Origin of the sequence: Herbaspirillum sp. NPDC101397 (assembly GCF_044767325.1) — a bacterium.
GTDB lineage: Bacteria > Pseudomonadota > Gammaproteobacteria > Burkholderiales > Burkholderiaceae_D > Herbaspirillum.
In genome coordinates, this window is sequence record NZ_JBIWNS010000012.1 from 35384 (window position 1) to 50042 (window position 14659).

At 60.0% G+C, this 14659-nt stretch carries 16 protein-coding genes; 9 read left to right on the forward strand and 7 right to left on the reverse strand.

Annotated elements, in window-relative coordinates:
* Window positions 1-178 precede the first annotated feature (178 nt).
* Together ACIROW_RS22945 and ACIROW_RS22950 are read right to left on the reverse strand one after the other, a co-directional pair.
* On the reverse strand, window positions 179-385 hold the full coding sequence (locus ACIROW_RS22945) for a hypothetical protein (protein WP_116433234.1): 207 nt from the start codon (window positions 383-385) through the stop codon (window positions 179-181).
* A 127-nt stretch (window positions 386-512) separates the two neighbouring features.
* Entirely contained in the window at window positions 513-842 is a 330-nt protein-coding gene (locus ACIROW_RS22950; protein ID WP_402279252.1) for a hypothetical protein, read from the reverse strand.
* A gap of 176 nt (window positions 843-1018) precedes the next feature.
* Here ACIROW_RS22950 and aroQ point away from each other — a divergent pair, with 176 nt between their 5' ends.
* A complete protein-coding gene (gene aroQ / locus ACIROW_RS22955; protein WP_402279254.1) occupies window positions 1019-1603 on the forward strand; it encodes a gamma subclass chorismate mutase AroQ in 585 nt (194 codons plus the stop codon).
* A 3-nt stretch (window positions 1604-1606) separates the two neighbouring features.
* Here aroQ and ACIROW_RS22960 read toward each other — a convergent pair whose 3' ends face one another.
* Entirely contained in the window at window positions 1607-2302 is a 696-nt protein-coding gene (locus ACIROW_RS22960; RefSeq protein ID WP_402279257.1) for a M15 family metallopeptidase, read from the reverse strand.
* 351 nt (window positions 2303-2653) lie between these two features.
* On the opposite strand from ACIROW_RS22960, the gene ACIROW_RS22965 reads away from it, so the two are divergent.
* A complete protein-coding gene (locus ACIROW_RS22965; RefSeq protein WP_402279259.1) occupies window positions 2654-2884 on the forward strand; it encodes a hypothetical protein in 231 nt (76 codons plus the stop codon).
* A 295-nt stretch (window positions 2885-3179) separates the two neighbouring features.
* On the opposite strand, the gene ACIROW_RS22970 is transcribed toward ACIROW_RS22965, so the two are convergent.
* On the reverse strand, window positions 3180-3980 hold the full coding sequence (locus ACIROW_RS22970) for a MetQ/NlpA family ABC transporter substrate-binding protein (protein WP_402279261.1): 801 nt from the start codon (window positions 3978-3980) through the stop codon (window positions 3180-3182).
* Between the two features lie 172 nt (window positions 3981-4152).
* Window positions 4153-4938, reverse strand: a complete 786-nt coding sequence (locus ACIROW_RS22975; protein ID WP_402279263.1) for a phosphodiester glycosidase family protein — start codon at window positions 4936-4938, stop codon at window positions 4153-4155.
* Between the two features lie 315 nt (window positions 4939-5253).
* Here ACIROW_RS22975 and ACIROW_RS22980 point away from each other — a divergent pair, with 315 nt between their 5' ends.
* The 7 genes from ACIROW_RS22980 to ACIROW_RS23010 all read left to right on the forward strand — a co-directional run bounded on the left by ACIROW_RS22980 (window position 5254) and on the right by ACIROW_RS23010 (window position 12993).
* On the forward strand, window positions 5254-6960 hold the full coding sequence (locus ACIROW_RS22980; protein ID WP_402279266.1) for a methyl-accepting chemotaxis protein: 1707 nt from the start codon (window positions 5254-5256) through the stop codon (window positions 6958-6960).
* A gap of 363 nt (window positions 6961-7323) precedes the next feature.
* Window positions 7324-8463, forward strand: a complete 1140-nt coding sequence (locus tag ACIROW_RS22985) for a branched-chain amino acid ABC transporter substrate-binding protein (protein WP_402279269.1) — start codon at window positions 7324-7326, stop codon at window positions 8461-8463.
* Between the two features lie 105 nt (window positions 8464-8568).
* Window positions 8569-9495, forward strand: coding sequence for a high-affinity branched-chain amino acid ABC transporter permease LivH (gene livH, locus ACIROW_RS22990; protein ID WP_402279271.1), 927 nt, complete (start codon window positions 8569-8571; stop codon window positions 9493-9495).
* Window positions 9495-10721 carry a high-affinity branched-chain amino acid ABC transporter permease LivM gene (locus ACIROW_RS22995; protein ID WP_402279274.1) on the forward strand — a complete coding sequence of 409 codons (1227 nt, stop codon included), beginning with the start codon at window positions 9495-9497 and terminating at the stop codon, window positions 10719-10721. The genes livH and ACIROW_RS22995 overlap by 1 nt, the downstream gene beginning before the upstream one ends.
* A complete protein-coding gene (gene livG, locus ACIROW_RS23000) occupies window positions 10718-11503 on the forward strand; it encodes a high-affinity branched-chain amino acid ABC transporter ATP-binding protein LivG (protein ID WP_402279276.1) in 786 nt (261 codons plus the stop codon). Before ACIROW_RS22995 ends, livG begins: the two co-directional genes overlap by 4 nt.
* Window positions 11503-12207, forward strand: coding sequence for an ABC transporter ATP-binding protein (locus ACIROW_RS23005; RefSeq protein ID WP_402279279.1), 705 nt, complete (start codon window positions 11503-11505; stop codon window positions 12205-12207). Before livG ends, ACIROW_RS23005 begins: the two co-directional genes overlap by 1 nt.
* Window positions 12208-12357: 150 nt before the next feature.
* Window positions 12358-12993 carry an FMN-binding negative transcriptional regulator gene (locus tag ACIROW_RS23010; RefSeq protein WP_402279281.1) on the forward strand — a complete coding sequence of 212 codons (636 nt, stop codon included), beginning with the start codon at window positions 12358-12360 and terminating at the stop codon, window positions 12991-12993.
* Between the two features lie 23 nt (window positions 12994-13016).
* Here ACIROW_RS23010 and ACIROW_RS23015 read toward each other — a convergent pair whose 3' ends face one another.
* Together ACIROW_RS23015 and hppD are read right to left on the reverse strand one after the other, a co-directional pair.
* On the reverse strand, window positions 13017-13304 hold the full coding sequence (locus tag ACIROW_RS23015) for a hypothetical protein (RefSeq protein WP_402279283.1): 288 nt from the start codon (window positions 13302-13304) through the stop codon (window positions 13017-13019).
* Window positions 13305-13432: 128 nt separating this feature from the next.
* Window positions 13433-14527, reverse strand: coding sequence for a 4-hydroxyphenylpyruvate dioxygenase (gene hppD / locus ACIROW_RS23020; RefSeq protein ID WP_402279384.1), 1095 nt, complete (start codon window positions 14525-14527; stop codon window positions 13433-13435).
* Between the last annotated feature and the right edge of the window lie 132 nt (window positions 14528-14659).

A 14659-nucleotide genomic window follows, 5' to 3' on the forward strand; every position in this document is an offset into this window, starting at 1 on the left:
GAAAGCCCCGACTTCCTAAACGGATCGGGGCTTTTTGCTTTGTGGCGCGCATATTGATTCGCTTGCGCCGTCATGAAGTCATTAAGGTCATTACGCCGCACAAACAAAAAGCCACGCGAACGTGGCTTTTTTTATTTCCGATCTATCCATCATCGCCGGCATCGCTGCCGGCACATAATCATGCCGTGACTTTGGCGCCGTCGCTTTGCACGATGGCGGTGGCGCCGTTGGGTTGCTTGGTTGCGGTGTTGGTGTCGGTCTTGATGTCACCGCCGGCGTTGGCGACCAGCTTGGCGAAGTCGACGGTGGATTTGCGTTTGGATGCAGCTTGCTGTTGCGCGTGGACGTTGGCGGCAGCAGTGCTCGAAGATACGGTGTTGGTCATGTGGTCACCCCTATAAAAACTAACGGACGAAAAGCGGACGGACGAATTCTGTGTTCAGTTCCAGCGAAGCCAGTATAGGGGAGGAAGTACGCACGCTTGATGACGCGCGGGGGAAACTTACACAGCTTTACGAGCGTGAAGATGCTGCGTCTTTTCTCTGCAACTGCACCGCAGACGAGATCGCATCGTCATTCTCTTCTTCCATGTCCAGCGCTTGTATCGTTTCGTACGCTTGCACCGCCGCGCGGCGATAGGCGGGCGAATTACAGCAACGTTCGGCGGCGGTGGTTTGCCGTACGGGCTTGAGCAAGACCGGAGAAGGCGCGGCTGCAGAGTTGGCGGCGGCGCGACGCTGCGTAGATGAACGTGATGGCGGCGCAACCGGTCGCGGGCGTGTAAGCCAGGTCACGAAGACCGGCAGCAGCAGGATTGGCCAGATCAGAAAAATGAATTGCATGACATGCTCGGAGCTTGAAAGAGATGTCTTGCATTGTCGCGAGTCGGCGTGTCGCGCAATATAGGAAAAATCTCAAACTGACATGCAGCGCTGCCGGGGTGCAACGCATTGCAACGCGGCAAGGACGCGATGAGTGTGTTTCAATGGCGGTTCCCATTTTTTCGAGAGAGACCGCGATGAATTCATTGCGCTACGCTGCGCGCCTGAATGTGCTGTTGCAGGCTTTTGTACTGACACTGCTGATGGCCGGCTGTCAATCGCTGTCGACGACGCCGGACCAGGCGGCGCGTCAGAAAATCGACGGCTTGCTGACGCTGATCGATCAGCGCCTCGATGTGGCGGTGAAGGTGGCGCAAACGAAGTGGAATTCCGGTGCGCCGATCAATGATCCTGCACGCGAACGCCAGATCCTGGATGACCTCACGGCGTCGCTGAAGACGGCAGATGCGCAAGACAAGTCGTTCATGCGCCGCTTCTTCCAGGCGCAATTCGATGCGGGGAAAATCATCCAGGTGACGCTGCATGCACAGTGGAAGCAGGAAGCACATGCGCGCTTCGCCAATCCGCCCGATCTGGCGCGCGATATCCGTCCGGAGCTTGACCGGCTGACGCCACTGCTGATTGACGCGCTGAGCCAGGTGCGACCATTGTTGCAGCAGGCATCTGCCAAAGATTATTTGAAGCAACGCGCCGGCGTGCTGGTGCGTGACGACGCTGATGGCGCCGTGCGCGCGGAGGCTGTACGCGTGTTGCTGGAATAGTCTTCAGCGCTTGCTCTGTCCCGCGCATGCCTTGTGGCGCGTCACCAGGTTCGGCATGGCGACGATGTCGCTGCGCTGCATGCACGCGCCATATCCTTGCGCATAGGCGGTGAATTCAGCGCGCGCCTGGTCCTTCGGCAGCGCCAGCAGGCGGGCGATGAAGTCGCGGCTGCCGATTTCAAAATGCTGATAGTCGATCGGTTGTTTCCAATACCCGCCCCAGATCAGGAATCCGTGCCGGAAGAAGACTTCCAGCACTTGCTCCGCCATGCCCGGTCGCACTTTGCGTGAGACATATGCGCTTGCCGCAGACGGCAGCATCATGGTCTGTCCCGAGGCGTCCTTGCCGATGTATGGGTTCTGCACAGGATTGATGTCGATGGCGACGCCGTAAGCATGCTTCGACCAGGCGCCGCCGCCGGTGATCGGACGGCCGTTGAAGGCCGAGCTGTTGTTGTGGTCCATCGAGGCTTCATCGTCGCCGTGATAGAGCTCCATCAGCTGTGCCCGCTGCAGCGGGAATTTACGTTCCAGCAGTTCATCGAAAATCGCCTGCACTTGCGGTGCCACGGCGTCGAGCACGACCAGGCTGCCGTCGTCATGCTGCTTGCCGTGGAAATCGCGATACGAGAAGCTCACCAGCGAGAGGCGTTCGCAGGGCACAGGATTGGTCGCGCTCAATACCTGGTTTTCTTGCATCGCTGCGCATTGTCGGCTTGTCAACGGTGTGACGCCGGCCAGCGCAATCCCGCTTGCCGACAAGCCGCAAACAGCGAAGAGAATGGGAAGAGACAAACGGCGCAACGACTGCGGGAAACAAGAGGGCATGAGCAGGAAAAGAAACTATCTGAAGGTTTTGTTGCGAATACTTACGCAAAGATGCGCAATTCTCCTACAAGATGACCGCGACAGGGCGGGAACGATTGAATTCAAGGGCATCTAAATTTGTGGAGGTAGCAGGGACTTGCTCAGACCCTGCCGTACCCATTCTTGTTCAAACAACTCTTGGAGGCATCTATGTTAGTTCGCCATGCAGTCTTAGCTTCAGTCATGTTCACAGCTCTTCTGGCCGGTTGCAACAAGCGCGATGAAGCGCCCGCCACGCCGCCGCCGGCAACCGATTCGAGCGCAACGCCGGCTCCGGCAACGCCAACCCCGCCGGCGATGACACCGCCACCAGCACCGGCTACTCCGGCTCCGGACGCGGGCAACAGCAGTGCGACCACGCCAGCTGCGCCGCCACCGGCTGATGCAGGCGGCACCGGCGACAAGAAGCCCTAAGGAATTGGGGAAGCAGGGAACGCGATGATGCCGGGATCATCCCCGGCACGCGCAGTCTTCAACGAAAGTTGAAGATATTGGACAAGGGTTTGGAAGAAATGCGAACTTTGTCCGCAAGAGGGAATCCTAAAAATGGTTGAACTGTTCCTTCAACCTCCCTCTTGAAAGGGATTTTGACCCGCGGCACAGAGTCTGCGGGTCTTTTTTATGAGCGGACGGTTTGTGATGTCTGCCGCATTACCTCAATTACATCTGCATCACATCAGCATCACATCAGCATCACATCAGCATCACATCAGAACGCCGGCACTAGCGAACCCTTGAATTCGGTTTCGATGAAGTTGCGCACTTCCGCCGATTGATAGGCCTTCACCAATTTCTTGGTCCATGGCTTGTCCTTGTCTTCGGTGCGCGTCACGATCAGGTTGGCGTAGCGGCCCTTGGCATCTTCCACCGCGATAGTGTCGCGCTGCAGGGACAGGCCGGCCTTGACTGCGTAATCGTTGTTGATCGATGCCGCCGCCAGGTCGTCCAGCGAACGGGGCAATTGCGCGGCGTCCAGTTCGATCAGTTTCAGTTTCTTCGGATTTTCGATCACGTCGAGCGGGGTGGCGTTGACGCCGTTTTCACCGACGCCCGGTTTCAGCTTGATCAGACCGTATTTTTGCAGCAGCAACAAGGCGCGGTTGCCATTGGACGGATCATTCTGGATGCCGATGCTGGCCCCTTGCGGCAGTTGATCGACGGATTTGTATTTCTTCGAATAGATGCCCAGCGGCGCCGTGATGGTCAGCCCGACCGGCGTCAGCTTGTAGCCGCGCGCCTTGATCTGGCTGTCGAGAAAGGGCTGGTGCTGGAAGGCGTTGGCGTCGAGGTCGCCGGCGTTGAGCGCTTCGTTGGGCTGCAGGTAGTCGCTGAAGGTGACGATCTGGATCTCGAGACCGTCGCGCGCGGCGACTTTCTTGACCACTTCGAAGGTCTGTTCGGCGTTGCCGACCGAAACGCCTACCTTGATCTTGTGCTTGTCCTGCGCCGAAACGGCATTGGCGCCCAGCGCCAGCAAAGCGAATAATACGGAAACCGACCAGCGACGCATTTTTTCTCCCGATGATTGTAGTGATGATATGCAGTGCCTGGCGCCTGGATGGGCGAGGCGAGCAAGGCGCGATGGTCACATATCGCCCGGCGCGGGAGAACGAAGGATTTTGCATGTCGATATGCGCAAGCCGCATCATCGTTGCAACGTCGGAACTCCATGTCGGCTTGGTCTATTTGTCTGCAGTCTTCACCACCGCAATGATGGCCCCGAACGCCGGGCCGATATCGGCTTCCAGCGAGGGATACATGCGCGAGATGTTGCCGTCGAGGTAGAGCGCGTCGACGCAGCGCAAGCGGTCGCGCAGGAACAGCGCGAAATCATGGAAGCTGATCGGGTTCCTGGCGATGGCCAGGATGACTTTCTGCGCCGGATCAATGCAAACGGCGTTGCGCACGAACAGGTTGATCGAGCCCGGATCGAAGGCGGCGTTGATCTCGCCGTTGCGCAGCATCAGCGGTCCCGATTGCGTCGCGTACACGGCCTGCGACAGCCAGCGGTCGCGGTCGCGGTCGACCGTGGCGGTGTCGACGATGCGTGCGCGTCCTTCTTCGACGATGAACACGCCGTTGGGCTGCAGGTAGAAATTGCCGTAGGCGTCGCGCCGCGTGTTGAGCTTGCGCAGCGCCACGCCGCCTTCGACGTACAGGCCGAGGGGGCGGCGCTCCTTGTCGTAGATGCCGGCGTTGGTGGCGCAGACCACCTCCTTGCCTTGTGGGCGCAACCAGTTGCGCAGCGCCGAGAAGGTGCCGAACACCTGGCCGGCGGGATCCTTCCAGTACATGCGCAAGGTGTCCTGCTGCAGGTCGATCGTGCAGGTGTTGATGTTGATCTGTTGATAACGGTATTGGCGCAGTTCGGCGGCGCCGGCGGCAACAACGACAAACATGATGAAAGCGAACAAGCCGGCGGCGAGCAGTTGCGGCAATCGGCGGGCAGGGGGGAATGGCTGGGGCATGCAGATAACGTTATGCAGGAAAACTGTAAAGAGTAACAAAGAGCGCTCAAGAAATCGCATGAGTTGTCGTAAAGAATCAAGTTCGCATCATGCATTCCAGTTTCACGGCGTCACTGTTCAGACAGTGACGCAATAAAAAAAATATTGCAATGAAAACCACATACGGAAGCCGGCAAGCAGTTCTTCCATACCGCCGGCAAGCCATCAACGCCACAGGGGCAAATATAGCCCCGACGCTGTCTTCTGCTTTCTTCCACGCTCCCATGGCATCGCGGGGCGAGGTAACCGCACTTCCTTGATCCCAAAGAGCACCCCATGAAATGGTTTTACCACTTGAAAATTGCCCACAAACTGTTGCTGTCGTTTGTAGCGGTACTGCTGTTGACGGCGCTTCTCGGCGCCTTCTCGATCGCCCAGATTGCACGCGTCAATCAAGCTTCCACCGATATCAGCACCAACTGGCTGCCGGCCATGCGCGCAGCGCTGCAAATGAAGACCGCACTGAGCCGCATCCGCGTGGCGGAACTGCAGCACATCCAGTCCGACAACGAGGCGGATTTCTCACGCTATGAGAAATCGATCGAAGGACAACTGGCGCAGCTCAAGAAATTCGACAGCATTTATGCCCCGCTGATTTCGGAACCGGATGAGAAGATTGTCTATCCCGAATTCAAGAAGAACCTCACCGCCTATCTGGCGGAAAACCAGAAGATCGTGATGTTGGCGCGCGGCGGCCTCAACGACGAGGCACGCCTGCTGATTCGCGGCGACTCGACCAAGATCTACCTGGCGATGACCGAGCAGCTCGATCGCCTCAGTGCCATCAACGAAGCCGGCAGCGCCATCGCCGACCAGACCGCCACCAGCACTTATGAAGCTGCGCGCATCTGGATTGTGGTGATCCTGGCTATCAGCGTGGCGCTCGGGTTGATGCTGGCGTTCTGGGTCGCGGCGATTGTGTCGCGTCCGCTGACGAACGCCGTCGAGATCGCCCAGCGCGTCGCCGCGGGCGACCTGACTGCGCGTATCGATGTCCAGTCGCGCGATGAAACGGGTCAGTTGATGGGCGCACTCAAGGCCATGAACGACAGCTTGCTGAACATCGTGTCGCAGGTGCGCACCGGCACCGACACCATCGCCACGGCATCGACGCAGATCGCCAGCGGCAACCTCGACCTGTCGTCGCGTACGGAAGAGCAGGCCAGCTCGCTGGAAGAAACCGCCTCGTCGATGGAAGAGCTGACCTCGACCGTCAAGCAGAACGCCGACAATGCGCGCCAGGCCAACCAACTGGCGGAATCGGCATCGGCCGTGGCGATCCAGGGCGGCAGCGTGGTCGGCCAGGTGGTAGACACCATGGGCGCGATCAATGACTCCTCGCGCAAGATCGTCGATATCATCAGCGTCATTGACGGCATTGCGTTCCAGACCAACATCCTGGCGCTGAATGCGGCTGTGGAAGCTGCACGCGCCGGTGAGCAGGGCCGCGGCTTCGCGGTGGTGGCGTCCGAAGTGCGTAGCCTGGCACAACGCTCCGCCGCCGCCGCCAAGGAAATCAAGACCCTGATCGACGATTCCGTCGGCAAGGTTGACTCCGGCAGCAAGCTGGTGGAGCAGGCCGGTGCAACGATGGCGGAAGTGGTCGCCAGCGTGAAGCGCGTTACCGATATCGTGGCTGAGATCAGCTCGGCCAGCCAGGAACAGAGCGCCGGCATCGAACAAGTCAACCAGGCCATCGCTCAGATGGATGAAGTCACGCAGCAAAACGCTGCACTGGTGGAGGAGGCCGCTGCAGCCGCGCAATCGCTGCAGGACCAGGCCGCGACCTTGTCGGAAGTGGTCAGCGTGTTCAACATCGGCCAGGCGCAAGTCCGCGCCGTGGAGGATGTAAAAAGGCCGGCGCCTGCCGCCAAACGTTCCATCGACGTCACGCCGCGCACGACAGCGCTGCAGCCTAGAAGCACACCAAGGCTGGTGGTGCCCAAGACCCCGGACAACGAATCGGATTGGGAGCAGTTCTAAGTCATTCGCGTCTCGCAGGGAAGAACGCCGCACTGAGCAATTCAGGCGGCGTTTTTTCGTGGCAGGTACGCTTTTCACGGTCCTTTTCGATCACTTTCGGCCATATTGGGTGCGCCGCAACAAGCGAGGATTTGGAAATATCGGAAAAGGTTTTTTCGTTTTTTGAACGAAAAGTGTGTGGAATATTATCGAGATGCGCAAAAAACGCGAACGGGGGGGTGTCGGTATAAAAAAATCTGTCGTATATGACGGAAATGTTACACTCCTGCCCCATGGTGCCAGCATCTATAAAGATGCCGCACCTTACCTATTGCCTGCTCACGTTATTTACCTGTAACGCACAAATAAATTGGAGGAAATTCAATGAAATCCGTATTCCCTTTGAACCGCCTGACAAAAATCGCCATGGCCGTTGGTGTTGCCGTGTCCGCTGTTTCCCTCGCCGGCATCGCTCAGGCTGAAACCGTGAAGATCGCCATTGCCGGTCCGATGACTGGCGCCGTTGCCCAATACGGCGACATGGTCAAGGCAGGTGCGCTGACCGCGATCGAGCAGATCAACGCAGCCGGCGGCGCCGGCGGCAACAAGTTCGAAGCAGTGCTGATGGATGACGCCTGTGAGCCGAAGCAAGCAGTTGCGGTCGCCAACAAGATCGTCAGCCAGGGCATCAAGTTCGTGATCGGTCACGTCTGCTCGGGTTCGACCATTCCGGCTTCCGACATCTATGAAAACGAAGGCGTCGTGATGATCACGCCGTCGGCGACTGCGCCTCAGCTGACTGAAGCCAAGCCGCACAAGTACATCTTCCGCACCATCGGCCGCGACGACCAGCAAGGTCCTGCCGCCGCCAAGTACGTGGTCGAGAAGCTGAAGCCGAAGAAGGCTGCCGTCCTGCACGACAAGCAGTCGTATGGTCAAGGCGTGGCGACTTCGGTCAAGGCCGGCCTGGAAGCAGCAAAGATTCCGGTGGTCGTGTTTGAAGGCGTGAACGCCGGCGACAGCGATTACTCGGCAGTCATCACCAAGCTCAAGTCGCAAGGCGTGGACTTCGTCTACTTCGGCGGTTACCATCCTGAAATGGGCCTGATCATGCGCCAGGCGCGCGAACAAGGCGTCAAGGCCGTGTTCATGGGCCCTGAAGGCGTCGGCAACAAGGACATCACGGCGATCGCCGGTCCTGCTTCCGAAGGCATGCTGGTCACACTGCCGGCCGACTTCGCTGCCGATCCTGCCAATGCCGCACTGGTCAAGGCTTTCGCTGCCCAAAAGCGTGATCCTAACGGTCCGTTCCAGATGCCTGCCTACTCGGGCGTGAAGGTGATCGCCGATGCGATCACCGCCACCAAGTCGACTGATCCGACCAAGGTTGCCGCGTACATCCACGCCAATTCCTTCAAGACACCGATCGGCACTGTGGAATACGACAAGAAGGGCGACCTGAAGTCGTTCAAGTTCGTGGTCTTCACCTGGCACAAAGACGCGACGAAGACTGAAGCCAAATAATTTCCAGTCCGGCTTGCAGTAGTCGTCCTCACTGACGTCAACCATGCAAATGCCCCATTGCGGTAAGAATGGGGCATTTGCACATCTACATTTGTCAGGTTTCCTATGAATGAACTGCTCCCTCAACTGACCCAGCAGCTTGTCAACGGGCTGAGTCTGGGCGCGATCTATGCGCTGATCGCCATCGGCTACACGATGGTCTACGGCATCATCGGCATGATCAATTTCGCGCACGGCGAAATCTACATGATGGGCTCCTATATCGGACTGGTCACGCTGACCGCCATCGGCGTGCAGGCGGGCTATCCGTTGCCGCTGCTGCTGGGCGCCGCGCTGATCGTCTCGGTGGTGGTCACCGGCCTGTACGGCTGGACCGTCGAGCGCGTGGCGTATCGTCCGCTGCGTGGCGGACCGCGCCTGGTGCCGCTGATTTCGGCGATCGGCATGTCGATCTTCCTGCAGAACTACGTGCAGATCGGCCAGGGCTCGCGCGACATGTCGGTGCCGGTGCTGATCTCGGGCGCCATCGAGTTCCAGATGGGCAGCGACTTCACCGTCACGATTCCGTATTCGCGCATGATCATCGTCGGCGTCACCCTGGCGCTGATGGTCGGCCTTACGCTCTTCATCGCGCGCTCGCGCATGGGCCGCGCCTGCCGCGCCTGCGCCGAAGACATGGGCATGGCCAATCTGCTGGGCATCGACACCAACCGCGTGATTTCCTTCACCTTCGTGCTGGGCGCGATGCTGGCGGCTGTGGGTGGCGTGCTGATCGCGCTGACCATCGGCAAGCTCAATCCGTATATCGGTTTCATCGCCGGCATCAAGGCATTTACCGCCGCCGTGCTGGGCGGCATCGGCAGTATCCCCGGCGCGATGCTGGGCGGCGTGCTGCTGGGCCTGGCTGAAACCTTCGCCGCCGGCTACCTGCCGGCCGAGTACAAGGATGTGGTGTCCTTTGCCTTGCTGGTGCTGATCCTGCTGTTCCGTCCTACGGGTTTGCTGGGCAAACCGGACGTGGAGAAAGTCTGATGCCGATTACACTCAAAAACGCCGTGGCGGCGGCGATCCTGACCGCCATCCTGACCACGCCGATGCTCGGCCTGCAACTGCAGCTCGAAGGCTATCGCGTGGTGCTCAACGCGCACTGGACGCCGGTGCTGATCGCCGTGCTGGTGGTGTTCGTGTTCCAGCTGATCAAGCCGGCGCTGACGCGCAGCACCAGGAAAATACGCCTGCCGGCATTGCCGCAACTGCAGCCGCGCCAGCAGCGCTACGCCTTGCTGTTCCTGTTTGCGATTGCGCTGGTGTGGCCGTTCTTCGGTTCGCGCGGCAACGTCGACGTGGTGACGCTCGCGCTGATCTACGTGATCCTCGGCCTTGGCCTGAACATCGTGGTCGGCTTCGCCGGCCTGCTTGATCTCGGCTACGTCGGTTTCTATGCGGTGGGCGGTTATACCTATGCCTTGCTGAATCAGTACTTTGGATTCACGTTCTGGGAATGCCTGCCGATCGCGGCCGGCATGTCGGCGCTGTTCGGCTTCATTCTCGGTTTCCCGGTGCTGCGCCTGCGCGGCGATTACCTGGCCATCGTGACCCTGGGCTTCGGCGAAATCATCCGCCTGCTGCTCAACAACATGACCTCGCTGACCGGCGGTCCCGACGGCGTGTCAGGCATTCCGAAGCCGACCGTGTTCGGCATCGAAATGGCGCGCAGCGCCAGCGTCGAAGGCGGCACGACTTTCCACGACATGCTGGGCCTGACCTACCAGGGCGGGCACATGGTGATCTTCCTGTACTTCGTCGCGCTGTTGCTGGTGCTGTTCACGTATTTCGTGACCAGCCGCCTGATCCGCATGCCGATGGGGCGCGCCTGGGAAGCCCTGCGCGACGACGAGATCGCCTGCCGTTCACTGGGCATCAATCCGACCAAGATCAAGCTGTCGGCGTTCACGCTGGGCGCAGCGTTCGCCGGCCTGGCCGGCAGCTTCTTCGCCGCGCGCCAGGGACTGGTGAATCCGGAATCCTTCACCTTCATCGAATCGGCGCTGATCCTGGCCATCGTGGTGCTGGGCGGCATGGGCTCGCAGCTGGGGGTGATCCTGGCGGCGATCCTGCTGACCATCCTGCCTGAGGTGGCGCGCAGTTTTGCGGAATACCGCATGCTGATTTTCGGCCTGGTAATGGTGTTGATGATGATGTGGCGTCCGCAAGGCTTGCTGCCGGCGACGCGTCCTCACGTGGAGCTGCCACGATGATGACGACAACGACAAACAATCAGACCTTGCTGGAAGTGTCCGGCCTGTCGATGCGCTTCGGCGGCCTGCTGGCGGTCGACGGCGTGTCGCTGTCGGTGATGGACAAGGAAGTGTTCGCCATCATCGGCCCCAACGGCGCCGGCAAGACCACCGTGTTCAACTGCATCAGCGGCTTCTACCAGCCGACTTCCGGCGATATCAGCCTGGACGGCGCTTCGATTGCGCGCAGGCCCAGCCACGTCGTGGCGCAGCAGGGCCTGGTCCGCACCTTCCAGAACATCCGCCTGTTCAAGACCTTGAGCGTGGTCGAGAACCTGCTGGTCGCGCAGCACAACCAGATCAACAACAATCTGGTGTCGGGGTTGCTGAAGTTGCCTGGTTATCGCCGCGCCGAAAAGGACGCGCTTGATCGCGCGGCCTACTGGCTCGACCAGCTCGGCCTGACAGCGTTGGCCAATCGTGAAGCGGGCACCTTGTCGTACGGCCTGCAGCGGCGCGTCGAAATCGCCCGCTGCATGATTACCAAGCCGCGCCTGCTGTTGCTGGACGAGCCGGCCGCCGGCCTCAATCCGCAAGAGAAGCAGGAGCTGCAGCAACTGATCGACCGCCTGCGCCGCGACCACGGCGTGGCCGTGCTGCTGATCGAACACGACATGAGCCTGATCATGGGCATCTCCGACCGCATCCTGGTGATGGAGCACGGCAAGCCCATCGTCACCGGCACGCCGGAGCTGGTGCGCAATGACGAGCGTGTGATCAAAGCCTACCTGGGAGAAGAATGATGTTGCAGTTTGAACAGGTACATACCCACTACGGCGCCATCGAAGCGCTGCATGGCGTATCGCTGAATGTGGAGAAGGGCGAGATCGTCACTCTGATCGGCGCCAACGGCGCCGGCAAGACCACCTTGCTGATGACCTTGTGCGGGAATCCGCGCGCCTCGAGCGGCAAGATCATCTTCGAAGGCCAGGACATCACGCAGCGTTCCACGCATGAAATCATGCGGCTGGGCATGGCGATTTCACCGGAAGGCCGCCGCGTCTTCCCAAGTCTGACCGTGCTGGAAAACCTCAAGATGGGTGCGTTCTTCGCCAAGAACGACGAGATCGAAGAGGGCGTGCAGCATGTGTTCGGCCTGTTCCCGCGCCTCAAGGAGCGGGCCAGCCAGCGCGCCGGCACCATGTCGGGCGGCGAGCAGCAGATGCTGGCCATCGGCCGCGCGCTGATGAGCAAGCCGCGCCTGCTGTTGCTGGACGAACCGACGCTGGGCCTGGCGCCGCTGGTGATTGCGCAGATCTTCGAGATCATCCGTACCATCCGCGACCAGGGCGTAACCGTGTTCCTGGTCGAGCAAAACGCCAACAAGGCGCTGGGCGTGGCCGATCGCGGCTACGTGCTGGAAAACGGCCATGTCGTGCTGGCCGACACCGGCGCCAATCTGCTGGCCAACGATGCCGTGCGTAAAGCCTACCTGGGCCATGCTTAAGCCGCATTGCCGGCTGCGCGTTGTCGAGTTTTTCGCAACGTGCGGCGGCATTGTCGCGTGTTTTGCCTCCTGTGAAAAACCGGCAGGGTCGGGTACAGTAGATCGCTTGAACAAAGTCGGCGTCGTGCCGCTTACAGCAAGGGAAAACACGTGTATCTACCCAGCCATTTCGCCGAGTCCGACCGCAGCGTCCTGCATCGCCTGATGCAGGACTATCCCTTGTCCACGCTGGTCACGCAGACATCGGCCGGCTTGGACGCCAATCACATCCCGCTGATCCTCAGCGCCGACGAAGGCGAGCATGGGGTCCTGCGCGGGCACGTGGCGCGCGCCAATCCGTTCTGGAAAGACTTCGTGGCGACGACGGATGCGCTGGCGGTCTTTCAGGGCGCGGACGCTTACATCTCGCCGTCCTGGTATCCCACCAAGAAGGAAAACGGCAAGGCCGTGCCGACCTGGAATTACGCCGTCGTGCATGCCAGCGGACCCTTGCGCATCATTGACGACGCTGAATGGCTGCGCAGCCTCGTGACCAGGCTGACCACGCATCATGAAGCCGCCATGGCGCAACCGTGGTCGGTCGGCGATGCGCCGCCGGACTATATTGACAAGATGATCGGCGCCATCGTCGGGATTGAAATCACGATCACGGCATTGGTCGGCAAGTGGAAGGTCAGCCAGAATCAGCCGGCGCAGAATCGCGCCGGTGTCGTCGATGGCTTGCTCAGTGGCGCGCAGCCCAAAGCTGCCGCGATGGCGGCGCTGGTGGCTGGCAAGAAAGACTGATTGGGGAGCGAGACGTGGCGCCTTCAGGCGCTGGCGGTCGCCACTGACAGCACTACGCTGAGATAGCTGCCGTTGCGATTGCGCGAGCGCGCCTTTTCCTTTTCGAGCCGGAAAATTTCCTGATAGTGCGATTGAATGCGCTGGCGCAATTGCGTCAGCTCCTGCTCAGGCAGCGACGACGGCAAGGTCTGCGATTGTCGCTGCAAATCCCGGATCTGGCGGGTCAGCTGGTCGATGCGCTCGGAGGTCTCTTCCACCACGGCAGAAGCGGCGTGGGGGGCGTATTTTCCGGATTGAGCGCTGACAGGCATGGATTTCCCTCGCAGAAGTAGTACTTTCTTTTACGGCGCGCGGCGCGATTTCTTGAGGCCGGGAAATGAAAAACGGCGTGTCTGCAAAAGCAGGCACGCCGTCATGATATTGCTGTTTTGATACTGCCTTAAATCACGCCGCGCCGGATCTGGTCCAGCTCGATCGATTCGAACAAGGCCTTGAAATTGCCTTCCCCAAAGCCGTCATTGCCCTTGCGCTGGATGATCTCGAAGAAGATCGGTCCGATCAGCGTCTGCGTGAAAATCTGCAGCAGCAGGCCTTGGCCTTCTGTCGGCGCGCCGTCGATCAGGATCTTCAGCTCGCGGAGCGCGGCCAGGTCTTCCTTGTGGCCGGGGATGCGGCGTTCGACCAGGTCGTAATAGGTGTTGATGGTGTCCTGCAGCGGCACCTTGCGCTGATATAGCGCACGCACGGTCTGGTAGATGTCGTCGGTGCCCAGCGCAATATGCTGGATGCCTTCGCCGTTGTATTGCTTGATGAATTCCTCGATCTGCGACTTGTCGTCGGCGCTCTCGTTGATCGGGATGCGGATCTTGCCGCACGGGCTGGTCATCGCGCGCGACTTCAAGCCGGTCAGCTTGCCTTCGATATCGAAATACTTGATCTCGCGGAAGTTGAACAGCCGCTCGTAGAACGACGACCACGTATCCATCGCGCCGCGCACCACGTTGTGGGTCAGGTGATCGATATAGGTCAGGCCGACGCCGACCGGGTTGCGCTCGACGTTGGGGAAGAATTCAAAGTCGATGTCGTAGATCGAGCCGCGCTCGCCGTAGCGATCCACCAGGTACAGCAGCGAACCGCCGATGCCCTTGATGGCGGGGATGTTCAGCTCCATCGGGCCGAGCTTGGCCGGCACGCCTTCGGCGCCCATTTCCAGCGCGCGCTTGTAGACGGCGGCGGCGTCCTTGACGCGGAAGGCCATGGCATTGACCGACAGACCGTGCACCTTGGCGAACTCGGTGGCGTTGCTGTCAGGCTCGGCGTTGATGATGAAGTTGATCTGGCCCTGGCGGTATAGTGTGACGTTCTTGGAACGATGGCGGGCCACCGCCGCGAAGCCCATCGATTCCAGCACGGCGGCGATCGGCAGAGGATCAAGCGCGGCGTATTCGACGAATTCGAAGCCGTCAGTGCCCATCGGGTTGTCGAACAGGTCGGTGCTGCTGCGGGTGGAAGAAGTTGGCGTGGCTTGGCCCATCATGGTCTCCTGGTGTGCGGAGCGGACCGGCGCGGTGTCGGAATGAACCCCTTGCACTCGCTCCGTGCTGGGTGGTATGTGAAGCCAGTTTATTGCAGGAAAGACGCAAAATGTGATTGTTATTCGCGCATT